This window comes from Bradyrhizobium sp. Kon58 (assembly GCF_055807455.1).
This window is the reverse complement of the sequence record NZ_JBVVOT010000046.1, coordinates 22,516-43,929: the sequence shown is the minus strand read 5'-3', so window position 1 is coordinate 43,929 and position 21,414 is coordinate 22,516. Positions and strand designations below refer to the sequence as shown.

Annotated in this window: 24 protein-coding genes; 7 read left to right on the top strand and 17 right to left on the bottom strand. The window is 64.2% G+C overall.

Translation table 11 applies throughout. From position 1 onward, the window contains the following. Positions 1–202 precede the first annotated feature (202 nt). Positions 203–874 carry a response regulator gene (locus AC0L20_RS37450; protein WP_027515287.1) on the bottom strand — a complete coding sequence of 224 codons (672 nt, stop codon included), beginning with the start codon at positions 872–874 and terminating at the stop codon, positions 203–205. 343 nt (positions 875–1,217) lie between these two features. On the opposite strand from AC0L20_RS37450, the gene AC0L20_RS37445 reads away from it, so the two are divergent. After that, a complete protein-coding gene (locus AC0L20_RS37445; protein ID WP_473295318.1) occupies positions 1,218–2,843 on the top strand; it encodes an MFS transporter in 1,626 nt (541 codons plus the stop codon). Between the two features lie 63 nt (positions 2,844–2,906). Here the strand turns inward: AC0L20_RS37445 and AC0L20_RS37440 are convergent, their stop codons facing one another. Then, complete coding sequence (locus AC0L20_RS37440) at positions 2,907–3,386, bottom strand: secondary thiamine-phosphate synthase enzyme YjbQ (protein WP_473295317.1); 480 nt, start codon at positions 3,384–3,386, stop codon at positions 2,907–2,909. A 134-nt stretch (positions 3,387–3,520) separates the two neighbouring features. Beyond that, positions 3,521–4,057 carry a hypothetical protein gene (locus AC0L20_RS37435; protein WP_473295316.1) on the bottom strand — a complete coding sequence of 179 codons (537 nt, stop codon included), beginning with the start codon at positions 4,055–4,057 and terminating at the stop codon, positions 3,521–3,523. A 391-nt stretch (positions 4,058–4,448) separates the two neighbouring features. Here AC0L20_RS37435 and AC0L20_RS37430 point away from each other — a divergent pair, with 391 nt between their 5' ends. The 5 genes from AC0L20_RS37430 to AC0L20_RS37410 all read left to right on the top strand — a co-directional run bounded on the left by AC0L20_RS37430 (position 4,449) and on the right by AC0L20_RS37410 (position 7,086). Then, complete coding sequence (locus AC0L20_RS37430; protein WP_007599457.1) at positions 4,449–4,823, top strand: AtpZ/AtpI family protein; 375 nt, start codon at positions 4,449–4,451, stop codon at positions 4,821–4,823. 114 nt (positions 4,824–4,937) lie between these two features. After that, positions 4,938–5,687 carry a F0F1 ATP synthase subunit A gene (locus AC0L20_RS37425; protein WP_473295315.1) on the top strand — a complete coding sequence of 250 codons (750 nt, stop codon included), beginning with the start codon at positions 4,938–4,940 and terminating at the stop codon, positions 5,685–5,687. 53 nt (positions 5,688–5,740) lie between these two features. Next, on the top strand, positions 5,741–5,971 hold the full coding sequence (locus tag AC0L20_RS37420; RefSeq protein WP_007599451.1) for a F0F1 ATP synthase subunit C: 231 nt from the start codon (positions 5,741–5,743) through the stop codon (positions 5,969–5,971). 60 nt (positions 5,972–6,031) lie between these two features. Next, a complete protein-coding gene (locus AC0L20_RS37415; protein ID WP_456766464.1) occupies positions 6,032–6,595 on the top strand; it encodes a F0F1 ATP synthase subunit B family protein in 564 nt (187 codons plus the stop codon). A 5-nt stretch (positions 6,596–6,600) separates the two neighbouring features. Then, entirely contained in the window at positions 6,601–7,086 is a 486-nt protein-coding gene (locus tag AC0L20_RS37410) for a F0F1 ATP synthase subunit B family protein (protein ID WP_027570043.1), read from the top strand. A gap of 125 nt (positions 7,087–7,211) precedes the next feature. Here AC0L20_RS37410 and AC0L20_RS37405 read toward each other — a convergent pair whose 3' ends face one another. From AC0L20_RS37405 to AC0L20_RS37385, 5 genes are all read right to left on the bottom strand, one after another. Beyond that, on the bottom strand, positions 7,212–7,868 hold the full coding sequence (locus AC0L20_RS37405; RefSeq protein WP_473295319.1) for a hypothetical protein: 657 nt from the start codon (positions 7,866–7,868) through the stop codon (positions 7,212–7,214). 121 nt (positions 7,869–7,989) lie between these two features. Further along, the gene (locus AC0L20_RS37400) at positions 7,990–8,577 is read right to left on the bottom strand and encodes a GNAT family N-acetyltransferase (RefSeq protein WP_007605081.1); all 588 of its coding nucleotides are present in this window, start codon (positions 8,575–8,577) and stop codon (positions 7,990–7,992) included. Positions 8,578–8,616: 39 nt separating this feature from the next. Continuing rightward, positions 8,617–9,906, bottom strand: coding sequence for a M16 family metallopeptidase (locus tag AC0L20_RS37395; RefSeq protein ID WP_007599446.1), 1,290 nt, complete (start codon positions 9,904–9,906; stop codon positions 8,617–8,619). Then, on the bottom strand, positions 9,903–11,321 hold the full coding sequence (gene thrC, locus AC0L20_RS37390) for a threonine synthase (protein ID WP_473295314.1): 1,419 nt from the start codon (positions 11,319–11,321) through the stop codon (positions 9,903–9,905). The genes AC0L20_RS37395 and thrC overlap by 4 nt, the downstream gene beginning before the upstream one ends. Positions 11,322–11,877: 556 nt before the next feature. Then, a complete protein-coding gene (locus AC0L20_RS37385; protein WP_008541266.1) occupies positions 11,878–12,522 on the bottom strand; it encodes a response regulator transcription factor in 645 nt (214 codons plus the stop codon). A gap of 85 nt (positions 12,523–12,607) precedes the next feature. Between AC0L20_RS37385 and AC0L20_RS37380 the strand changes: the two genes are divergently transcribed. Further along, positions 12,608–13,948, top strand: coding sequence for a histidine kinase (locus tag AC0L20_RS37380; protein WP_456769743.1), 1,341 nt, complete (start codon positions 12,608–12,610; stop codon positions 13,946–13,948). Positions 13,949–14,012: 64 nt separating this feature from the next. On the opposite strand, the gene AC0L20_RS37375 is transcribed toward AC0L20_RS37380, so the two are convergent. The 9 genes from AC0L20_RS37375 to coxB all read right to left on the bottom strand — a co-directional run bounded on the left by AC0L20_RS37375 (position 14,013) and on the right by coxB (position 21,098). Beyond that, on the bottom strand, positions 14,013–14,378 hold the full coding sequence (locus AC0L20_RS37375) for a nuclear transport factor 2 family protein (protein WP_473295313.1): 366 nt from the start codon (positions 14,376–14,378) through the stop codon (positions 14,013–14,015). A gap of 114 nt (positions 14,379–14,492) precedes the next feature. Beyond that, the gene (locus tag AC0L20_RS37370; RefSeq protein WP_473295312.1) at positions 14,493–15,245 is read right to left on the bottom strand and encodes an SURF1 family protein; all 753 of its coding nucleotides are present in this window, start codon (positions 15,243–15,245) and stop codon (positions 14,493–14,495) included. Beyond that, positions 15,242–15,643: a DUF983 domain-containing protein gene (locus tag AC0L20_RS37365; RefSeq protein WP_473295311.1), complete on the bottom strand. Its 402-nt coding sequence runs from the start codon at positions 15,641–15,643 to the stop codon at positions 15,242–15,244. The genes AC0L20_RS37370 and AC0L20_RS37365 overlap by 4 nt, the downstream gene beginning before the upstream one ends. 93 nt (positions 15,644–15,736) lie before the next feature. Next, complete coding sequence (locus AC0L20_RS37360; protein ID WP_456766471.1) at positions 15,737–16,633, bottom strand: cytochrome c oxidase subunit 3; 897 nt, start codon at positions 16,631–16,633, stop codon at positions 15,737–15,739. A 78-nt stretch (positions 16,634–16,711) separates the two neighbouring features. Beyond that, on the bottom strand, positions 16,712–17,362 hold the full coding sequence (locus tag AC0L20_RS37355) for a cytochrome c oxidase assembly protein (RefSeq protein ID WP_473295310.1): 651 nt from the start codon (positions 17,360–17,362) through the stop codon (positions 16,712–16,714). A gap of 5 nt (positions 17,363–17,367) precedes the next feature. Continuing rightward, the gene (locus tag AC0L20_RS37350) at positions 17,368–17,544 is read right to left on the bottom strand and encodes a CoxF protein (RefSeq protein WP_456766473.1); all 177 of its coding nucleotides are present in this window, start codon (positions 17,542–17,544) and stop codon (positions 17,368–17,370) included. After that, on the bottom strand, positions 17,541–18,485 hold the full coding sequence (locus tag AC0L20_RS37345; protein WP_473295309.1) for a heme o synthase: 945 nt from the start codon (positions 18,483–18,485) through the stop codon (positions 17,541–17,543). Before AC0L20_RS37345 ends, AC0L20_RS37350 begins: the two co-directional genes overlap by 4 nt. A 60-nt stretch (positions 18,486–18,545) precedes the next feature. Beyond that, positions 18,546–20,171 carry a cytochrome c oxidase subunit I gene (ctaD, locus tag AC0L20_RS37340; protein WP_007605061.1) on the bottom strand — a complete coding sequence of 542 codons (1,626 nt, stop codon included), beginning with the start codon at positions 20,169–20,171 and terminating at the stop codon, positions 18,546–18,548. An 87-nt stretch (positions 20,172–20,258) separates the two neighbouring features. Further along, positions 20,259–21,098, bottom strand: coding sequence for a cytochrome c oxidase subunit II (gene coxB, locus AC0L20_RS37335; RefSeq protein ID WP_247362964.1), 840 nt, complete (start codon positions 21,096–21,098; stop codon positions 20,259–20,261). Between the last annotated feature and the right edge of the window lie 316 nt (positions 21,099–21,414).

The following is a 21,414-nucleotide window of genomic DNA, read 5'->3' as shown; positions in this document are numbered from 1 at the left end:
GCGACACATACGCCAAAACCGAATTTCGGTAAAGTGGAATATTTTTGCACGTATGGATTGACAGACGCGCGACACAGATGCGGTCCCGTAGCCCGGATGAGCGAAGCGATATCCGGGGTTTTTGCTAGCTAGCCGCACTAGCAGTCCCGGATGTCGCTTCGCTCATCCGGGCTACAGGCTGCAGGAGGCCCTCGCTCCATGCTCACCCCGTCGGGGTGCCCTGCTTCCACTGGCCGCCGGCGATCTTTGCGGCGGCGATCACGGCTTGGGTCCGGCTTTCGACGCCGAGCTTTTGCAGGATGGCCGAGACATGCGCCTTGATGGTGGCCTCGGAGACGCCGAGCTCATAGGCGATCTGCTTGTTGAGCAACCCCTCCGACAGCATCATCAGGACCCGGACCTGCTGCGGCGTCAGCGTCACCAGCCGGTCGCGCAGGCGCGTCATGTCGGGATCGGCGACCGCCGACAGATCGGTATCGGCCGGAACCCAGACGTCGCCCTCCATCACCTTGAGGATGGCGTCGCGCAAGGTCTCGACGCCGAACCGCTTCGGAATGAAACCGGAGGCGCCGAAATCGAGCGAGCGGCGGATCGTGGCGCTGTCGTCGGACGCCGAGACGATCACCACCGGGATCGCCGGATACTGCGCGCGCAGATAGATCAGGCCTGAAAAACCGGAGATCCCGGGCATCGAGAGGTCGAGCAGGATCAGGTCGACGTCGGAGGTCTGTTCCAAGAGCTTGGTCAGATCCTCGAACGATCCAGCCTCGTCGATCTTGGCCGAGCTCAGGACGCCCGCCACCGCCTGCCGCAGCGCGGCGCGGAACAATGGATGGTCATCGGCAATGACGAGATGGGTCGAGGGAGCGTTCATCGTTCTCTTGCTGGCAATCGCACCGGGCCAGTAGGCCGGCGCGGGGCCTTGGTCAATTGTTTCCCGACCAGCCGTGGCATGCAAGCGGACATTATCCCTTTGCGGCAACGGGGTTAATCCACAGGCCGGCACTATGTTGCCGAATGGACCGCCCGCGACGTCAGGTGCGCGTCAGTGCGAAAGGCCGAAAGTCGTATTGGGGCGGGTTTCACGCCAATGTTACCTTGGGGGCAAGGCTTGGGTTGATCCGGCATGACCGAACATCCAAGGCGCGAGGAAACGATTTTTCGGGGAGCGACTCAACATGTCGACAATGGCTGTGTCTCAAGCAGGCGCGGGAGGGATGACGAAGGACGAACGGTTCGTCATTCTCGCCTCCTCGCTCGGTACCGTCTTCGAGTGGTACGACTTCTATCTCTACGGTTCGCTGGCCGGCATCATCGGCGCGCAGTTCTTCTCGGCCTATCCGCCGGCAACCCGCGACATCTTCGCGCTGCTGGCCTTCGCGGCGGGCTTCCTGGTGCGCCCGTTCGGCGCGATCGTGTTCGGCCGTGTCGGCGACATCGTCGGCCGCAAATATACCTTCCTCGTCACCATCCTGATCATGGGTCTGTCGACCTTCATCGTCGGCCTGCTGCCCAATGCGGCGACCATCGGCATCGCGGCCCCGATCATCCTGATCGCGCTGCGTCTCGCCCAGGGCCTGGCGCTCGGCGGTGAATATGGCGGTGCGGCCACCTACGTCGCGGAGCATGCTCCAAACGGCAAGCGCGGATACTACACCTCCTTCATCCAGACCACGGCGACGCTCGGCCTGTTCCTGTCGCTGCTGGTGATCCTGTTCACGCGCTCCGCCCTCGGCGAACCCGACTTCGCGGCATGGGGCTGGCGCATTCCGTTCCTGGTCTCGGTGCTGCTGCTCGGCGTCTCGGTCTGGATCCGGCTTCGCCTCAACGAATCCCCGATCTTCCAGAAGATGAAGGACGAGGGGAAGAGCTCGAAGGCCCCGCTGACGGAAGCCTTCGGCAACTGGCAGAACGGCAAGCTCGTGCTGCTGGCGCTGCTTGGCGGCGTGATGGGCCAGGGCGTGGTCTGGTACACCGGCCAGTTCTACGCGCTGTTCTTCCTGCAATCGATCCTCAAGGTCGACGGCTACACTGCCAACCTGCTGATCGCCTGGTCGCTCCTGCTCGGGACCGGCTTCTTCATCGTGTTCGGCATGCTCTCCGACAGGATCGGCCGCAAGCCGATCATCCTCGGCGGCTGCCTGATCGCGGCGCTGACCTTCTTCCCGATCTTCAAGATGATCACCACCAACGCCAACCCGGCGCTGGAAAAAGCGATCGAGACGGTCAAGGTCGACGTGGTGGCGGATCCCGTAGGTTGCGGCGACCTGTTCAACCCGGTCGGCACCCGCGTCTTCACCTCGCCTTGCGACACCGCACGTGCCTATCTGTCGCAGTCGTCGGTCAAGTACTCGACCACGCCGGGTGCGGCAGGCTCCGGCGTGAAGGTGATGGTCAACGGCAAGGAAGTTGCCTACGCCAACGCCAAGGACGGCAACCCGGCAGTCCTCGCCGCCGTGCAGGGAGCCGGCTATCCGAAGCCCGGCGATGCGGGCATCGTGAAGATGGCGCATCCGTTCGACATCTTCCGTCCGCAGGTGGCCGCGGTCGTCGGACTGCTGTTCGTCCTGGTGCTCTTCGTCACCATGGTGTACGGCCCGATCGCCGCGATGCTGGTCGAACTGTTCCCGACCCGCATCCGCTACACCTCGATGTCGCTGCCCTACCACATTGGTAACGGCTGGTTCGGCGGCCTGCTGCCGGCGACCGCCTTCGCCATCGTGGCCTCGACCGGCGATATCTATGCGGGCCTCTGGTATCCGGTCATCTTCGCATCGATTACCGTCGTGATCGGCTTGTTCTTCCTGCCGGAGACCAAGGACGTCGATATCAAATCGACCTGATCGACGGCAGATCCAGATCAACACCAGCCGGCCGCGGTCTCCGCGGCCGGTTTTGTTTTGGCCCTACTGATTGCTGCCGATGAATTGCAGCACGATTTCGCGCCGATGCGGGCGGGTGCGATGCTCGATCAGATAGATCGCCTGCCAGGTGCCCAGCGCAAGCGCGCCACCCAGGACCGGTATCTGCAACGAGGTCCCTGTCAGCATGGTTTTGATGTGCGCCGGCATATCGTCCGGCCCTTCGGTGTCGTGAGTCCAGCCTGCATCTTCATCGTCCGGCGCGAGCCGCGCCAGCACCGTCGTGAGATCGACGAGCACGGAAGGATCGGCATTCTCCTGGATGGTCAGCGATGCAGAGGTGTGGCGGATAAACAGCGTCAGCGCGCCGTCCCGCGCATGAACGTCCTCGATGAACTTCGCAGCTTCGGTCGTGAGGTCGATGAAGCCGCAGCCTGAGGTCTGCACGGTGAGCAGCGACGATGCGACGGTGGTGGCCTGCCCTGACGACGGCGCCGAGCGCGAGATGGATTTGGCTGATGTCATGAGGGTCTCGCCTGATCGAAAGCTGCCGTAGGGTGGGCAAAGCGAAGCGTGCCCACCATTCGCTCTGCGTAGTTGGATAGATGGTGGGCACGGCGCGTCGCGCCTTTGCCCACCCTACCGGATCTCGCCATGCGCTAAATCTTCCCCGACACGTCCTTCTGCACGCGATTGGCCATGTCGATCAGCCGGCGCCAGGCCCTTTCCAGGAACGACATCACGCGATCGACGTCCTGGTCGCTCGGCAGCGGGATCTCGATCCTGCGCTCGCCCTCGGCAGCCTTTGGTTCCCGTGCTTGCGGCTCCGCCTTCTTGAGCGGATCGGTTTTCGGCAGCGCCTCGTCGATCTTGCCCGACACGGTCGGCCCCGCCGCAAGCCGTCCCTTCAGCGTCTCGACTTCGGCCTGGAGCCTGCCGATCTCGGCATCGAGCGCGGCACGTTCATCGGGCACCGCGTAGCAGGCCCAGCCGGCGCCGCTCTTGGTGCAGGTCGACACGGTGCCGGTGCGGCTGTCGAGCCGCAGCACGCCCTCGGGGATGGGGGTCATGCTGTAGCGGCCGTTTTCGCTGTCGGGCGCGGATTGCGCGGCGAGGCCGCCGGCGCTGACCGCCATCACCGCCGCGAATGCCGCCGCCGCGAGCCATGATGCTGTAGATGAATTCGCTGGTCTCATCGCGTTCTCCGCCACGACGGGCCGGTAGCACGTCCAAAGATGGCGCTCATCAAGGTGGCACTTCTTGCACATTCTACACCCCGGCGAGGCGATCCGCCGCTCAAAACGCGCCTCTGACATGAACGATCACGGCGCCCCCTTTGATCCCAGCAGCCGGGCGAAATGGCGACTGCGTCCACCGATCCAGCGGAGACCTGCTGCGGTGCGGCGTCACGCTGTGTGCAGCGCTGCCGCTCGCGCCGATATTGTCAAACAAATCAAATACATAAATGGAATGGACACAATCGTGACTTGGCTTGACTTGATTATGGGCCATCAGTATGGTCCGCGCGGCTTTTGAGGGTGGCGGGCGTAATTTCCATTCAGCCGCGGCGTTTCGGGTCTTCGTTGCATGACACAGGGCACGGGACACGGCGAGAATGGAGATCGCGATAGATCGCCCGAGGAAGCTGCGCTTTCCGATCGGCTCGGAAATCTTGATCAGCGGTTGTCCGAATTTCGCGGCCGCCACGTCAAGACCGAGCAACCCGCAGGTGACGGTGAGGACAGAGCGGCCAGAGCCTCGGCGATGGCGCTTGGTTTCCGGTTATCCTCCGAGTTGGTCGCCGGGGTCGTTGTCGGAGCGGGGATTGGCTGGGGGTTCGACCGCTTGCTGTCGACGTCGCCTTTCGGATTTATCGTGTTCCTGCTGCTGGGCTTCGTCGCCGGCGTGGTGAATGTGGTGAGAACGGCAGGCGCGGGTCAAAACAGGCGCGGTGGTTCTTAAGCGATCCACACCAGGAGAGGAATGATCGTGCCGGCTCGCGCCGGTACGGGCCGGGCCCGACCGGCAGACCGAGACCCGCCGGCATCGCCCGGCAGACCAAGAGATGCCGCGCTGATGAAAATCGATCCGATCCACCAGTTCAACATCGAGCCTCTCTTCACCCTGGGCCATATCGGCAACCACACGATCGCCTTCACCAATTCGTCGCTCTACATGCTGGTGGCGGTCGCGATCATCTCGATCCTGATGCTTGCCAGCGGCACGCAGCTGGTTCCCGGGCGCCTGCAGTCGGTCGCCGAAATCTCCTACGAGTTCGTGGCCTCGACCATCCGCTCGACGGCCGGCGCGGAAGGCATGAAGTTCTTTCCGCTGATCTTCTCGCTGTTCATGTTCATCTGCGTTTCGAACCTGGTCGGCATCATCCCCTACACCTTCACGATCTCGAGCCATCTGATCGTCACCGCAGCACTCGCGCTGCTGGTCTTCTTCACGGTCCTGATCTACGGCATTGCCAAGAACGGCCTGAAATTCTTCTCGATCTTCGTGCCGCACGGCGTCCCCGGCTACATCCTGCCGCTGGTGATGTTCATCGAGATTCTGTCGTTCTTCCTGCGGCCGGTCTCCCACAGCGTCCGTCTGTTCGCCAACATGCTGGCCGGCCACATCGCGCTGAAGGTGTTCGCGGGCTTCGTCGCCATGCTCGGCTTCTCGCTCGGCGCCCTTGGCTGGCTCGGCGGCGTGCTGCCGCTGGCGCTCACGGTCGCGCTGTACGCTCTCGAAATTCTGGTCGCGTTCCTGCAAGCCTATGTGTTTGCGATCCTGACCTGCATCTACCTCAACGACGCCATTCATCCGGGACACTGAGCGGTCCGGGGAATTTCCACCCAAAACCCAATCTTTCTTCCAAGGAGTCTAAAATGGATCCGGCAGCAGCAAAACTTATCGGCGCGGGCATCGCATGCATCGGCATGGGCGGCGCGGGCGTCGGCGTCGGCGTGATCTTCGGCAACTACCTCGCCGCAGCCGTTCGCAACCCCTCGGCCGCTCAGGGGCAGTTCGGCAATCTGATCTTCGGCTTCGCCGTGACCGAAGCGCTCGGCATTTTCTCGCTGCTGATCGCGCTGCTGCTGCTGTTCGTTCCGCTCTGAGGACGATTTTTCGCGCCGCTTCGACCGAAGCGACGCGCATGGCTGCAACAGGAGTAATCCATGGCTGAAAGTCATGGCGGGGCGAAAAGTCCGGCGGCGGGCGCCCACACCGGGGCCGAAGGCGGTCACGGTGGCGGTTTTCCGCCGTTCGAGAGCGGCACCTATGCTTCGCAGCTGGTGTCGCTCGCGATCTTCTTCGTCGCGCTTTACGTGATCGTGTCCAAGCTCGCTCTGCCGCGCGTCGGCGGTGCGATCGAGGCGCGCCAGAACAAGATCGAGGGCGACCTCGCCGAAGCGCAGAAGCTGAAGGACCAGTCCGAAGCGGCGCTGAAGGCCTATGAAAGCGAGCTTGCTTCGGCGCGCTCGCGCGCGCAGGCCATCGGCAACGAATCCCGCGACAAGGCGAATGCGCAGGCGGACGCCGAGCGCAAGGCGCTGGAAGAGCAACTGGCGGCCAAGCTCGCCGAGGCGGAGAAGACCATCGCCTCGACCCGTGCGACCGCCATGAGCAACGTCCGCGGCATCGCGGCCGATGCGGCAGGCACCATCGTGCAGCAGCTCACCGGCGTGGTTCCGGACGCGGCATTGGTCAATGCCGCCGTTGATGCGTCCTTGAAGGGTTAATCGGTATGTTCTTCGATCCTGAAACCTGGGTCGCCATCGCCTTCGTGATCCTGATGGTCGTGTTCGGCTATCTCGGGGTCTTCAAGAAGGCCATGACTGCGCTCGACCATCGCGCCGATCGCATCAAGGCCGAGCTCGACGACGCGACGCGCCTCAAGCAGGAAGCCGCCAAGGTGCTCGCCGACTACAAGGCGCGCACCGCCTCGGCCGAACGCGAGGCCGCCGACATCATCGCGAACGCGAAGAGCGAAGCCGAGCGCATCGCAATCGAGGCCAAGGCCAAGGTGGAAGATTTCGTCGCTCGCCGCACCAAGACCGCGGAGGGCAAGATCGCGCTCGCCGAGGCCCAGGCGGTGGCCGATGTTCGCGCCGCAGCCGCGGAAGCCGCCGTCCAGGCCGCCTCCACGATCCTGTCGCAGTCGGTCAGGGGCCAGGTCGCCGACGACCTACTCGCCAAGGGCATCACCGAAGTCAGGCAGAAGCTGAACTGAGGGCCTCGCCTTCACCCATCAAAAAGCCGGCGCGATGAGCGCCGGCTTTTTTGTTTGATAGTTTGCGTTCTCGTCGTCATGGCCGGGCTTGTCCCGGCCATGACGGTTACTTGCAAAATCATTCGCTACTTCTTCTTCACCCGCGCCTTCGGCTCGGGCGACAGCGCCTGCGGATCGAAGCCGACATAGAAGATGTAGCTATCGGCGTCCTTGGCCGAAGGCATCGGATAGACCAGATCCTCGGCCACGAAGGTGAAGGGGACGCTGCCGCCCTCCGACATTCCGACCGTGGTCCGGTAGGCCTTGGAAGCGATCACCTTCTCGCCGACGCCGCCCTGCACCACGGCGACGCGCAGCGGCACCTCGACGGTGGCAGGCGCGCCGGCGGGACCGGCAATGACGCGGCCCTGGATGCCGATCCGGGCCGTGATATCGCCGCCATTGCGGGCGCATTCGCGCGCCATCTTGGTGATGGTGGCTTGGAAGCGGATCTCGTTGCCGACGGCCGGCTTGCCGGTGGCACCGACCGCGTAGGTGGAGGCTCCGGCACGCACCGTGACCTGCGGGCAATCAAGATCGTCATCAGCCGCCGGCTGGCCCGGCGCAGGCGCCGGCTTGGGTTGGGCCGGCTCGTCCGACTTGCCGCCGAACAGGCCCTTGAACCGATCGGTCAGCGACTGCGCCGCGACCGGCGAAATGGAGACCAGCGCAACTGACAATGCCAGCGCGACCGCTGCCCCCCGCCGCAACGCATTCCGCGATGACCGAAGCTCCTGCACCATCAACACCCATACTCCATGACGACATCACGGCCGATTACCGGCCGGGTTGCGCCGTTATATCGTCAAAACCGGCGAACCCAAGGCAGGCACACAGGAGACTTTGGTCACATCAACGAACGGCTCAGCCGCGGAAATCCTCGTGCAGCAGGCCGAACAGCAAATGGTCCTGCCAGATCCCGTTGATGCAGAGATAGCGGCGCGCCAGCCCCTCGCGGGAGAAACCGCATTTCTCCAGCACCCGGATCGACGGCGCATTGGTCGGGATGCAGGCGGCCTCGACCCGGTGCAGATTGAGCTCGCCGAACAGCGTCGGCAGCAGCACCCGCAGCGCGGCCGTCATGTAGCCGCGCTGGGCATGGGGCTTGCCGACCCAATAGCCGATGGTGCCGGCCTGGACGATGCCGCGGCGGACATTGGCGAGCGTGATGCCGCCGACCATGGCGCCGTCGAGCTCCCGGAAGATCAGAAAGGGATAGGACCGGTCTGCGGCGATGTCCTCGGAATAGCGGCGCAGGCGACGGCGAAAACCGGAGCGCGTGAGATCGTCCGACGGCCAGATCGGCTCCCAGGGCGTCAGGTAATCGCGGCTGGACTCGCGCAGATGGGCCCACTGCAGGAAGTCCGACATCTGCGGCGCGCGTAGCAACAGGCCGTTGCCGCGCGGCGCGAGAGCGGCGGGTCCACTGGATGGCAGGCGGAAGAGGGCCATGGTGATGCTTCCCGGGGCGGATCAACCCGTGCGCGGCTCCTAATGCAGCCGCGCCTTGGCGCGTGCCCGGGTCAATCCTTCCGCAAAAGACACCGCCGTGTCCAGACCCCTGCCACTGCCCAATGCGACAACCGCAGGGCGGCTGCGCGAAAGCAGCGCACGCGCCGCGTCCCGGGTGGATTCGACGCTGACGGCGTCGATCCGGGCCACCAGCTCCTCGGCGGTCTGCGGCCGGCCATAGGCCAGCACATGCCGGGCGAGCTGCTCGGCGCGGGACGAGCAGCTCTCCAGTGCCATCAGCAGACCCGCCTTCATCTGCGCCTTGGCCCGCGCGATCTCGACCTCGGTCAGGGTCTCGACCGAATCATTCATGATGTCGACCACGACCTCCATCATCTCGGGCGCGTCGGCCGGATCGGTGCCGGTGTAGAGGCCGAAGAAGCCGGTGTCGGTATAGGGGGCGTGGAACGAGTAGATCGAGTAACAGAGGCCGCGCTTCTCGCGCACCTCCTGGAACAGCCGCGACGACATCCCGCCGCCGAGGATATTGGTGAAGACCTGCAGCGAGAACAGCGACAGATCGGTCTGCGGCACGCCCTCCAGCGCCAAGGTCAGATGCGCCTGCTCGAGCTCGCGATGCACCACCTTGGTGCCGCCCTTGCCGAACTGTGCGGGTTGCGGTTTGGGACCCGCTGTCCCCTCAAAACTGGCAAAGCGCTGCTCGACCTCGGCGACCACCTGCTTGTGATCGACCGCCCCGGCTGCCGCCACCACCATGTCCGGCCCGCGGTAGTGGGTCGACAGATAGTCGCGCAGCGAGTCGCGGCTGAAGGCGCGCAAGGTCTTGGCAGTGCCGAGCAGCGAACGGCCCATCGGCTGGTCGGGATAGCAGAGCTCGTTGAGGTGCTCGAACACGACGTCGTCAGGCGTGTCCTGCGCTGCGCCGATCTCCTGGACGATGACGTTCTTCTCGCGCTCGAGCTCGTCGGGCTCGAAGGCCGGGTTGGCCAGGATGTCGGCAAGCACGTCGAGCGCGAGCGGCACGTCGGCCTTCAGCACCCGCGCATAATAGGACGTGGTCTCGGTCGAGGTGCCGGCGTTGAGGTCGCCGCCGACGGCCTCGATCTCCTCGACGATCTCGCGCGAGGAGCGCTTCGTCGTGCCCTTGAACGCCATGTGTTCCAGGAGATGCGAGATGCCGTGCTCGTTGGGCTTCTCGTCGCGCCCGCCGACGCCGGCCCAGACGCCGAGCGCCGCGGTCTCGAGATGCGGCATCTTGTCGGTCACGACAGTCAGGCCGGACGCAAGCTTGGAAATCTCGACGCTCATCCGGCAACTCCCTGTTTCGCGGCGCGGCTAACCGACAGCACGAACCGCTCGACCTCGGCCTGGTCGTTCTTCATCACCTTCATGTGTTCGGATTGGGTCATCAGACCATCGAGCCAGGCCGGCAGTTGCGGCCGCTGGCCGCAGGCCGCTTCGACCGCATCGGGGAATTTGGCCGGATGCGCGGTGGACAGCACGATGCTGGGAACCGTCGTGTCAGTGGTGTCGCGGTCGGCGACCGCAAGCGCGACCGCGGTGTGGGGGTCGACCAGTTCGCCCGCCTCGCGCCAGGCGGCGCGGATCGCGGCCGCGGTCTCGGTCTCGTCGGCCCGGCCTGCGTCGAATTGCTCCCGGATCGCAGCCAGCATCGCATCGGGCAGCACGAATCGGCCGGACTGCTTCAGCGAATCCATCAGACGGCGCACGCCGGCGGCATCGCGCCCGCCGGCCTCGAACAGCAGCCGCTCGAAATTCGAGGAGATCTGGATGTCCATCGACGGCGACGCCGTCGCGTGGACCTCGCGCACCTCGTAGATCCCGGTCTTCAGCGTGCGCGCCAGGATGTCGTTGACGTTGGCAGCGATGCCCAGGGTCCGCACCGGAAGACCCATCCGCTTGGCGACATAGCCGGCAAAGATATCGCCGAAATTGCCGGTCGGCACGACGAAATCCACCGCGCGCGCGGGTGCGCCGACGGCAACCGCGGAGGTGAAATAGTAGACCACTTGGGCGACGATGCGCGCCCAATTGATGGAATTGACGCCGGACAGCGAGGTCGCATCGCGGAAGCGATGGTTGTTGAACATCGCCTTCACGAGGGCCTGGCAATCGTCGAAATTGCCCTCGACGGCGAGCGCATGGACGTTGGCCGCGCCCGTTGTCGTCATCATCCGCCGCTGCACCTCGGAGATGCGGCCATGCGGGAACAGCACGATGAGATCGACATTTTCGAGCCCCGCGAACGCGTCGACCGCAGCACCGCCGGTGTCGCCCGAGGTCGCGACCACGATGGTGGTGCGCTGGCCGCGCTTGGCGAGCACGTGGTCCATCAGCCGCGAGATCAGCTGCATCGCCACGTCCTTGAAGGCGAGCGTCGGACCGTGGAACAGCTCCAGCACGAACTGGTGCGGCGCCATCTGGCGCAGCGGCACCACCGCCGGATGGCGGAAGGTGGCGTAGGCCTCGTTCGCCATGCGGCCGAGCTCGGCGTCCGAGATCTCGCCGGCGACGAAGGGGCGGATCACCTCGACCGCGACCTCCCAATAGGGACGACCGAAGAAGCCGGCCATGGCGTCAGTCGAGAGTTGCGGCCAGGTAGCCGGCACATACAGGCCGCCATCGCGGGCGAGCCCGGTCAGCATCACGTCGCAGAAGCCGAGTTCGGGGGCCTCGCCCCGGGTCGAGATATAACGAGTCAAACTGCCCTCCAAAGGCCGGCCGAGCCGGAGCTCGATCCGCAAGCCTTTGATTTCACGAAATTACTTGTTAACAGCCAGAGGCTTTGGGCCACCATAAAGTGTTTTGCGGCATCAGGAAACCGCTTCGCGGCTGGGGCCATCCAAGGAAAAAGGCTGCCAACGAAAAGGGCTGCGGCAATGCCGCAGCCCTCTCTTGGAAGGTCTGTCGTTGTGTGCAGACCGGTTTGGCCTCTTGGGGTCACCGACCCGCAAAAACTGTTCGCGCAAGCTTTCGTCGGCTGTCACGACATCGTCAAGGGACAAAACGGGATGTGTGAGAAAATGTTCCTGTTTTTCCCGATCGGTTTCGGCTCGGACAAGCGTTCGCCAGCGGCCATGCGCCACGCATTGCCATTATATCCCAAGCGACCGGACGGTTCAGGAACGAACGACGGCTGCGCTCATTGTGTCGGCGGATGGTGTCGGCGCTATCCATGCATTGCCCGGCTGAGCGCCGAGACCCGTCCGCCCGCCGAACCGGCAGCATCCTGGAGCAGCCGGTTCGGCGCCCCGGGCGTCAGTTCATCCCGATTTCCACCGCGATCCGGATCAGGTCGGAATGGTTCTTGGCACCGAGCTTCTGCTTGAGCAGGGAGGTGGTGTTGGCGACGGTCTTGTAGGAGATACCGAGCGCCTCGGCGACCTCGACGATCTTGTCGCCTCGCCCCAGCAGGCGGAGAATCTCGAGCTCCCGCGGCGTCATCTGCGAGGCAGGATTGGCCTTGATCGCCGCGCCGGAAAACGTCACGGCTTCCGCCAGCTGCGGTGAGATGAAATTGTCACCTGCAACGACCTTGCGCACCGCCTTGAGCAGGATCCGGGGATCGTCACCCTTGGAGACGTAGCCCTGCGCGCCCAGCTCGACCGCCCGCACCACGAAGGCCGGATCGTCGTTCATGCTGAACATGATGATCTTGGCGTCGGGATCGTCCTTGCGAATGCGTCGCATCAGTTCAAAGCCGGAGACATCGGGCAGGCTGATGTCGATCACAGTGACGTCGGGCCGCTTGCTGACATAGGCGCGATGCCCGGATTTGGCGTCGGTCGCCTCGTCGATCCGGATCGAATGGTCGGAGGCGAACAGGGTGCGGCAACCGGACAGCACCACGGGATGGTCGTCGACAATCAGGACGCGGGTCGCCGGCTTGGCAGTATCTTGCATTGTAACTCTCTAGTTTTTCGACTCATAAACCGACGGGAACAAATGGAAAGAGCAAAATCCCCTGATGCGCGTTAGAATTGACCTAATGTGGCACCGGCTGTCCTTCAGTACACAATTGTTTCTGCCGCTCGGCCTGCTGTTCATGGCGGCGCTGATCATGGGTGGCGTCCTGCTGCACGTCTTCACGACCGGTCAGCTCGCCGAGGAGAACCTGCCGGCCCAACGATCGACCAAAGCCGTGGCCGAGGCCCTCAACAACGCTCTGCGTTCATCCGACCATCCGCGAAGGACGCTCGATGACTTCGTCCGGATGCTGGACGGGTCCTCGGATATTCAATTCCTTCCTGCAGGAGCGGTTGCTCCTCCCTTTGCGTCGAGAGGCCTGCAAGGTTCGCATGGCCCGCCAAAATGGTTCGTCGATCTCCTGTCCATTCCGGACTTGCACATTGCATTTCCCGTATCCGTCAATGGCGATCATTTCGGCGACATCGTGTTTGTCCCCGACCTGTCCGCAGCGCTGTTCGAGACCTGGGTAGGCTTCCTCGCCTTGGCCGGCTTCGTCGTCGGGCTCACGGGACTGACAGGGGTCGTCGCCTATGTGTTTGCGGGATCAGCCCTGCGCCCCCTCCAGGACCTTGGCGCAGGGCTCACGCGGCTACGGCGCGGCGACTACGCAACGCCGATCCCGGTTGGGGGACCGCCGGAAATCCGGCAAAGCTGTGAGGAGGCTAATGCGCTGGCCGAAACGCTGGTGCAATTGAGCCAGGACAATCGCGACCTGCTGCACCGCCTGGTGTCGCTTCAGGACGACGAGCGGCGCGATCTCGCGCGCGAACTGCACGACGAACTGGGTCCGCTGCTGTTCGGCATCCGCGTCGGCACGATCGCATTGGTCGATGCCTCGCCTCCGGCGGGAAATCTCGGCAGTTCGGCGCAGGAGGTACTGCAATCGGTGGAAGCGCTCCAGCAGACCAACCGCCGCATCCTCGACCGGTTGCGACCGCTCTACATCGAGGAATTGGGTCTGGAGACCAGCGTGCAGACGCTGCTCCGGAATTTTCGCAAGCAAGCGCCGTCTATTGACCTGACGGACACGATCGACCCGGATCTCAACGCGATTGACGGGCCGCTGGCTCAAACCGTCTATCGCGTGATTCAGGAGGCGCTGACCAACGTGCTGCGCCATGCCGGCGCCAGCAATGCCCATGTGCAGGCGACCTTCGCCGGCGAGACGCTCGTCATCGAGATTTCCGACGACGGCGGCGGCTTTCCCGAAGGGAATGTGTTCGGCCGCGGCCTGACCGGCATGCATGAGCGCGTGCGCGCACTCAGCGGATCGCTGTCACTGCTGCGCTTGGACGACAGAACCTATGTGCGCTGCCGCCTTCCCGCCGAACCGGCACGCGAGGCGCCGGTCACTGGCTAGCGTTTTCGCGAGGTGGATACGGGTTCGCGTGAAGAAAACGCGTCAAAGCAAGAATCTAGAGTCTCTAGCACGCCCAGCCAAGCTGCGCGTTTTGTCGCGCCGGCTCGCATAACGTGGTGCGGATCTTGCCGTCCGGACTAAAACAAAACGAGGCGCGGAAGCGTAGCGCGCCGGCGACGGAATATTCGAGATCGACGCCGTGGGGCGCAGGATGGATTTCCTCCAGCCCGAAACCCGCTGACGAGAAAGCGCTGAGCCGGGGCTGCCAATAGGCTTCGAGCTCGCTCCGGCCGCGATAGTGCTGCGTGCCGTTGCACGTGCATTCGACCTGAGCATCGTCCGCATAGAGGTCGAGAAGCGTCGCCAGGTCGCCCTTCCTGCAGGCATCCACCCAGTCGACGACAATTCCCATCTGGTCGAAATCGCTCACGCTGCAATCCTGTCTGCCGCGAAAAAACGATGGCGGCTTAGGACCACACTCGTGAATGTGCGCTGAATGGTAAACCCCGGGCGATACCGGGTTCCCTAGGTGGATCTACGGAGCTTAGCCCCGCCGCCGCCCTCTTGCCCACACGGCGAAGGCGATGAGCACGGCGCCCGCAAGCGTGAACCAGGTGATGGCGTATTGGAGGTGATCGTCCTTGAGATGCACGTCGAGCGGCCCCGGCCGCGGAATGCCGTTCTCGGGCGCCGGCTGCTCGAGGTCGACATAGAACGGCGCAACCGCGCCCCAGCCCAGCGTGCGCGCGATCGCCACGTGATCGCGCACGAACCACAACCGCTTGTCGCGGTTCTCCGCCGGGGTCAGCCAGCCAGGTGCCTCGGGGAAGCGCAGATAGCCGGTGAACGAAACCTCCTGCCCCGTGACGAGCTTCTTGACCGCGCGATCCTCGACGCTGCGATCCTGCATGGTGTTTTCGATGAAGCCCGCATCGATCACCACCGTCTCGCCGCTCGGCAGCCGCGCCGGCAGGAACGCCCAGGTGCCGGGGCCCGACGCGTCCTTGCGCACGGCGGATCCGGGGGAATAGACCATCGCGTCGGGCAATTGCGCATAGGTCGCGGTAAAGCTGACACGGCGGAATTCATCGCGCGCGGGACTTAACGTGGCCCATCGTGCTGGCGCCGGCAGAGCAACCGGTGCCTCCGCAAGCCGCTCGGTGAGTGCGGCGATCAGCTCGTGCTTGGCGATGCGGCGCTGCAATTGCCAGACACCGAGCACGATACAGACCGCGGTCAGGAACAGCGTGAACAGCGCGAAGCCGGCCACGCGGGGCTTGCGCGCGGTCTCGTTCATTTCGCGCGGTCGACCAGCCGGCCCGGCGCCGCCTTATGATGGAATTGCAGCGCGATCAGCAGCGACTTCATCGCGCGCAACGGCAGCAGGGTGGTCGCGAGGATCAGCGGCAGCCACAACACCGCGTGCAGCCAGTACGGCGGCTGGTACTTGACCTCGACGACGAGCGCGCAGCCGACCACGATCGCGCCGGCCAGCATGATGATGAAGATCGCCGGACCGTCACCGGAATCGATGAAGGCGTAGTCGAGGCCGCAACTCTCGCAGGACGGCGCCAGCGTCAGGAAGCCCGCATAGAGCTTGCCCTGGCCGCAGCGCGGGCATTTGCAGGCAAGCCCGCGCAACGCGCTCTGCAGGACGGTGGTCTCGGACTCGGGTGGACCGGCGGCGTTGTTCATGATGCGGACTCTAGCACGGTTTCCGCCAACCTCCGGCGGCAGAAAAGCGAAAGGGCGGCCCTGCGGCCGCCCTTCTGATCGATCCAACGCTGCTTAGTGCGCGCCGTGGGCCATGGTCTCGGCGCCGTGTCCCCAGACATAGATGCAGAGGAACAGGAACAGCCAGACCACGTCGACGAAGTGCCAGTACCAGGCGGCGAACTCGAAGCCGAGATGCTGGGTCGGCGTGAAGTGGCCGGCATAGGCGCGGAACAGGCACACCAGCAGGAAGATGGTGCCGACCAGCACATGGAAACCGTGGAAGCCGGTCGCCATGAAGAAGGTCGCGCCATAGACGTTGCCGCCGAAGGAGAAGGCCGCGTGGCCGTACTCGTAGGCCTGCACGCAGGTGAAGAGCGCGCCGAGCACGACAGTGAGGATCAGGCCATATTTCAGGCCCTGGCGATCGTTCTCGAGCAGCGCATGGTGGGCCCAGGTCACCGTGGTGCCGGAGGTGAGCAGGATCAGCGTGTTCAGGAGCGGAAGATGCCAGGGATCGAAGGTCTCGATGCCGTGCGGCGGCCAGGTGCCCGGCACGGCGCAGGCGCCGGCCGCGGTCCCGAGACCACAGCCGAACACCGCATCGCGGGTGGCGTGGACGGCGTCGGCCGGGAAGAGCGCTGCGTTGAAATAGGCCCAGAACCAGGCGACGAAGAACATCACCTCCGAGGCGATGAACAGGATCATGCCGTAGCGGTGATGCAGCTGCACCACGCGGGTGTGGTCGCCCTTGTACTGGGCTTCCCTGATCACATCGCCCCACCAGCTCGCCATGGTGTAGAGCACACCGACGGTGCCGACACCGAAGATGATCGGCGCAGCCGAGAACATGTGGTGCATCCAGGTGATCGCGCCGACCGCCATGATGAAGGCGGAGATGGAGCCGACGACGGGCCATGGCGAGGGATCGACCAGGTGGTAGTCGTGATGCTTGGTGTGCGCCGTTGCCATTTGCGGTCTCGCTCCTCAATCCCGTGCCTGTCAGGCACTTATCCCCTTATGTCCAACCCCGGCGCGTGAGCCCGGAGATCAGAGATTTCCCTTGCGTTTGTCGTCTTCGCTGGCCGCGAGCGGCTTCACCACCGGATCCTTCACCGGATAGAACGTGTAGGACAGCGTGATCGTGTTGAGACCGTCGTTCTCGTGGTCGTCGGCAATCGACGGATCGACGTAGAACACGACCGGCATCTCGCGCTTCTCGCCGGGCGCCATGGTCTGCTCGGTGAAGCAGAAGCAGTTGATCTTCTGGAAATAGGACCCGACCGTCAGCGGCGCGACATTGTAGGCGGCCTGGCCTGCGGTGGTCCGCGCGGCCTGGTTGGTCACAGTGTAAAAGACGGTCACGACCTGGCCGATATTGACCTCGATCTCGCTCTGCTCCGGTACGAACTTCCAGGGCAGGCCGGGCGCAACGTTGGAATCGAAACGCACCGCGATCTTCCGTGCGATCGGGCCGCTGGCCGGCGCCGAGGTCGCGACCTGGGTCGTGCCGTTGAAGCCGGTGGCGCGGCAGAACCAGTTGTAGAACGGCACCGCCGCGTAGGAGGCGCCGACCATCAGCGCGACCACGCCGCCGCAGATCGAGGCGACCACCACATCGCGGCCAACCCCCTTGGCAGGCCTGCGCCCCTTGGTGGCCGTCCGGCTCTGATCCCGCGATATGATCGGCTTCTGATCCATGTTTCCTACATCGGCCGGACGAGCACGGCCGGCCCCTTGACCATGGTCACGGCGAAGAACAGCACCACGAGCACGCCGAGCGCGAGTGCAATCGCGATCGAGCGCTGACGACGGCTCTTCTTCTGCGCCTCGGTGAGGACGATTCCATCTCTCTCGGGTTTGTCGGCCATTCCTGCGATCATGCGCCCCCTACCATCGGCGCAAGCGCCCGGAACACGACCTCGGCCAGCAAGGTCGCAAACAGCGCGAACAGATAAAGGATGGAGAACGCGAACAGCTTGCGGGTCGCCCGCAGCGATTGGCTGCGCTCGCGGCGGACATAGACGTTGATGGCGAACCCGAGCATGCCGGCGCCGAGGATCAGCGAGACGATGCCGTAGATGGCATCGAAATAGCCGAGCGCCCAGGGCGCGGCCGCGACCGCGATCAGCACGATGGTGTAGAGCAGGATCTGAAGCCGCGTCGCGTCGGGACCGACGACGTTGGGCAGCATCGGGATGCCGGCGCGGGCGTAGTCGTCGGAGCGGAACAGCGCCAACGCCCAGAAGTGCGGCGGCGTCCAGAAGAAGATGATGGCGAACAGCAGCAACGGCTCGACATCGACCGTGCCCGTGACCGCAGCCCAGGCCACCACCGGCGGCAGCGCGCCGGCGGCACCGCCGATCACGATGTTCTGCGCGGTCCAGCGCTTCAGGCCGATCGTGTAAATCACGACATAGAAGAAGATGGTGAAGGCGAGCAGCGCGCCCGCGATCCAATTGACGAGGATGCCGAGCGTCATCACCGAGAAGAAGGCGAGCGTCATGCCGAAGGTCATCGCCTCGGGACGGGTGATGCGGCCGCGCGGAATCGGCCGGTTCGCCGTGCGCGACATCTTGGCGTCGATGTCGCCTTCGAGCGCCATGTTGAGCGCGCCGGACGCGCCGGCGCCGACGGCGATGCAGAGCAGCGAGGTGAAGGCCAGCACCGGGTGGAAATGCCCGGGCGCCATCGCCATTCCGACCAGCGCGGTGAAGATCACCAGCGACATCACCCGCGGCTTCAGCAGCGCGATGTAATCGCCAACCTCCGCTTCGGAGATGCGGGGATTGATGTCGATGGCGTTATGGTCGAGGACGGACACTGGATTGACTCGCTTCGTTGTCGAGCCGCGGCGCCCGTCACGGGCGCCGCGAGTATTGGTTTACTGCACGCGGGGCAGCACTTCGAACTGATGGAAGGGCGGCGGCGAGGGCAGCGTCCATTCCAGCGTGGTCGCACCTGCACCCCACGGATTGTCGCCAGCCGGCACCTTCTTCGCGAAGGCGTCGATCACGCAATAGAGGAAGATCAGCACGCCGAAGCCGGAGATGTAGGAGCCGACCGACGAGACCAAGTTCCAGCCCGCGAACGCGTCGGGATAATCGACATAGCGGCGCGGCATGCCCGACAGACCGAGGAAGTGCTGCGGGAAGAACACCAGGTTCACGCCGATGAAGGTGACCCAGAAGTGCGCCTTGGCGAGCCCTTCATTGTACATGTAGCCCGACATCTTCGGGAACCAGTAGTACCAGCCGGCGAAGATTCCGAACACCGCGCCGAGCGACAGCACGTAGTGGAAGTGCGCGACGACGTAGTAGGTCTCCTGCAGCACGCGATCGACGCCGGCATTGGCCAGCACCACGCCGGTGACGCCGCCGACGGTGAACAGGAAGATGAATCCCACCGCCCAGATCATCGGCGCGCGGAACTCGATCGAGCCGCCCCACATCGTGGCGATCCACGAGAAGATCTTCACGCCGGTCGGGACCGCGATGACCATCGTGGCGGCGACGAAATAGGCCTGCGTCGCCGAGGACATGCCGACCGTGTACATGTGGTGCGCCCACACCACGAAGCCGATCCCGCCGATCGCGACCATGGCGTAGGCCATGCCGAGATAGCCGAACACGGGCTTGCGCGAGAAGGTCGAGACGATCTGGCTGACCATGCCGAAGGCGGGCAGGATCAGGATGTACACTTCGGGGTGGCCGAAGAACCAGAACAGATGCTGGAACAGCACGGGATCGCCGCCGCCTTCGGGGTTGAAGAACGTCGTGCCGAAATTGCGGTCGGTGAGCAGCATCGTGATCGCACCGGCGAGCACCGGCAGCGACAACAGCAGCAGGAACACCGTCACCAGGATCGACCACACGAACAGCGGCATCTTGTGCAGGGTCATGCCCGGCGCGCGCATGTTGAAGATGGTGGTGATGAAGTTGATGGCGCCGAGGATCGACGAGGCGCCCGCCAGATGCAGCGACAGGATCGCGAAGTCGACGGCCGGGCCCGGATGGCCCGAGCTCGAGAGCGGCGCGTACATGGTCCAGCCGGCGCCGACGCCGTTGGCGCCCGGCTCGCCCTCGACGAAGGTCGACATCAGCAGCAGCGCAAACGAGGCCGGCAGCAGCCAGAACGAGATGTTGTTCATGCGCGGGAACGCCATGTCGGGCGCGCCGATCATCAGCGGCACGAACCAGTTGCCGAAGCCGCCGATCATCGCGGGCATGACCATGAAGAAGATCATGATCAGGCCATGGGAGGTCACGAACACATTGTAGGTGTGCGTCTCGTGGAAGATCTGCACGCCCGGATACATCAGCTCGGCACGGATCGCGATCGACATCGCGGCGCCGATGACGCCGGCGATGACCGCGAAGATCAGGTACATCGTGCCGATGTCCTTGTGGTTGGTCGAATAGACGTAGCGCCGCCATCCGGTCGGATGGGCGTGCTCGTCATGTCCGTGGTCTTGCGCGTGATCGCCGTGTGCCGCTGCGCTCGTTGCCATTTTCTAATCCTGCCTTGCGTCCCGATCGGACCTCTGGAGGTCCCGCCTTATGTCGCTTTCAGTTTCCTCGACCCCGTCACCCGGCGCTTACTGCGTCGGGCCGGCCGTGGAGGCGTAGGTGCTGGTGCCGCCGCTCGCGTATTTCTTCTTCGCCGTCTCGACCCAGGAGGCGAACTCCTGGTCGCTCACTACGCGGATGGCGATCGGCATGAAGGCGTGATCCTTGCCGCACAATTCCGAGCACTGGCCGTAGAACATGCCGGTCTTGGTGGCCTTGAACCAGGTCTCGTTGAGCCGGCCCGGAATGGCGTCGATCTTGACGCCGAAGGCCGGCAACGCAAAGGCATGAATCACGTCGGCGCCGGTGACCTGAACCCGGACCACCTTGTTGACGGGCACCACCATCTCGTTGTCGACGCCGAGCAGACGAGGCTGCTTGTCCTGGGCCATCAGCGAGTCGAACTCGAACTTGCCGTTATCCGGGTAGGCGTAGGACCAGTACCACTGCTTGCCGGTCGCCTTGATGGTCAGATCCGCCTTCGGCACATCGAGCTCGAGGAACAGGAGGCGGAAGGACGGCACCGAGATACCGACCAGAATCAGCACCGGAACGAGCGTCCACGCCACCTCGATCAGCGTGTTGTGCGTGGTCCGCGACGGCACCGGATTGGCTCGCGCGTTGAATTTGACGACCACGATCACGAGCAGCGCCAGAACGAAGAGCGTGATCAGCGTGATCAGCACGAACAGGAAATTGTGGAACCAGACGATGTTGTCCATCACCGGGGAAGCGGACTGCTGAAGCGTCCACTCCCACGCAGCCGGTTGCCCGAGCTCGGCAAATGCCGCACCGCCCGTCGCCAGCGTCAGACCCGCTACGGCCAATCCCAGCAAGTGCCGGCCCACCGGGCCCATCGACATCTTCATGCCGTTCGCGCTCCCCTAACGAAATCACCCCAAGTGCATTCCCCTATTTTCGGGAAACGCTTTATTCGATCCCCCGTCTGACAAACCGCCGCGCAAGAATACCTCTAAGAGGAATTGGGGCCAGATCGCTAGAACGCCGAAATCAAGCCTCTCAAACCATAATTCTTGATCTATCGCAATGCAGTCTTGAGCCTCGTCTGTCAGCCATCACCCGCAAGATATTTCCCAGTAACATCAGACAAAAATACCATTTCCCGGGATGCTGCCGCTTGACAGCGGAATTGCCCGCGGTAGGCACTGGCAGACAGCCGCACAG

What these genes read in the sequence shown, in the direction of transcription:
- AC0L20_RS37410 (WP_027570043.1), top strand. Translation starts at nt 6,601, where the DNA reads ATGTTCTTCGATCCTGAAACCTGGGTCGCCATCGCCTTCGTGATCCTG.
- AC0L20_RS37380 (WP_456769743.1), top strand. Translation starts at nt 12,608, where the DNA reads ATGTGGCACCGGCTGTCCTTCAGTACACAATTGTTTCTGCCGCTCGGC.
- AC0L20_RS37350 (WP_456766473.1), bottom strand. Translation starts at nt 17,544, where the DNA reads ATGATCGCAGGAATGGCCGACAAACCCGAGAGAGATGGAATCGTCCTC.
- AC0L20_RS37440 (WP_473295317.1), bottom strand. Translation starts at nt 3,386, where the DNA reads ATGACATCAGCCAAATCCATCTCGCGCTCGGCGCCGTCGTCAGGGCAG.
- AC0L20_RS37365 (WP_473295311.1), bottom strand. Translation starts at nt 15,643, where the DNA reads ATGAACAACGCCGCCGGTCCACCCGAGTCCGAGACCACCGTCCTGCAG.
- AC0L20_RS37385 (WP_008541266.1), bottom strand. Translation starts at nt 12,522, where the DNA reads ATGCAAGATACTGCCAAGCCGGCGACCCGCGTCCTGATTGTCGACGAC.
- AC0L20_RS37415 (WP_456766464.1), top strand. Translation starts at nt 6,032, where the DNA reads ATGGCTGAAAGTCATGGCGGGGCGAAAAGTCCGGCGGCGGGCGCCCAC.
- AC0L20_RS37430 (WP_007599457.1), top strand. Translation starts at nt 4,449, where the DNA reads ATGACACAGGGCACGGGACACGGCGAGAATGGAGATCGCGATAGATCG.
- AC0L20_RS37435 (WP_473295316.1), bottom strand. Translation starts at nt 4,057, where the DNA reads ATGAGACCAGCGAATTCATCTACAGCATCATGGCTCGCGGCGGCGGCA.
- AC0L20_RS37405 (WP_473295319.1), bottom strand. Translation starts at nt 7,868, where the DNA reads ATGGTGCAGGAGCTTCGGTCATCGCGGAATGCGTTGCGGCGGGGGGCA.
- AC0L20_RS37400 (WP_007605081.1), bottom strand. Translation starts at nt 8,577, where the DNA reads ATGGCCCTCTTCCGCCTGCCATCCAGTGGACCCGCCGCTCTCGCGCCG.
- AC0L20_RS37420 (WP_007599451.1), top strand. Translation starts at nt 5,741, where the DNA reads ATGGATCCGGCAGCAGCAAAACTTATCGGCGCGGGCATCGCATGCATC.
- AC0L20_RS37355 (WP_473295310.1), bottom strand. Translation starts at nt 17,362, where the DNA reads ATGGATCAGAAGCCGATCATATCGCGGGATCAGAGCCGGACGGCCACC.
- AC0L20_RS37425 (WP_473295315.1), top strand. Translation starts at nt 4,938, where the DNA reads ATGAAAATCGATCCGATCCACCAGTTCAACATCGAGCCTCTCTTCACC.
- AC0L20_RS37370 (WP_473295312.1), bottom strand. Translation starts at nt 15,245, where the DNA reads ATGAACGAGACCGCGCGCAAGCCCCGCGTGGCCGGCTTCGCGCTGTTC.
- ctaD (WP_007605061.1), bottom strand. Translation starts at nt 20,171, where the DNA reads ATGGCAACGAGCGCAGCGGCACACGGCGATCACGCGCAAGACCACGGA.
- AC0L20_RS37395 (WP_007599446.1), bottom strand. Translation starts at nt 9,906, where the DNA reads ATGAGCGTCGAGATTTCCAAGCTTGCGTCCGGCCTGACTGTCGTGACC.
- AC0L20_RS37450 (WP_027515287.1), bottom strand. Translation starts at nt 874, where the DNA reads ATGAACGCTCCCTCGACCCATCTCGTCATTGCCGATGACCATCCATTG.
- AC0L20_RS37445 (WP_473295318.1), top strand. Translation starts at nt 1,218, where the DNA reads ATGACGAAGGACGAACGGTTCGTCATTCTCGCCTCCTCGCTCGGTACC.
- AC0L20_RS37360 (WP_456766471.1), bottom strand. Translation starts at nt 16,633, where the DNA reads ATGGCAACGGCGCACACCAAGCATCACGACTACCACCTGGTCGATCCC.
- coxB (WP_247362964.1), bottom strand. Translation starts at nt 21,098, where the DNA reads ATGAAGATGTCGATGGGCCCGGTGGGCCGGCACTTGCTGGGATTGGCC.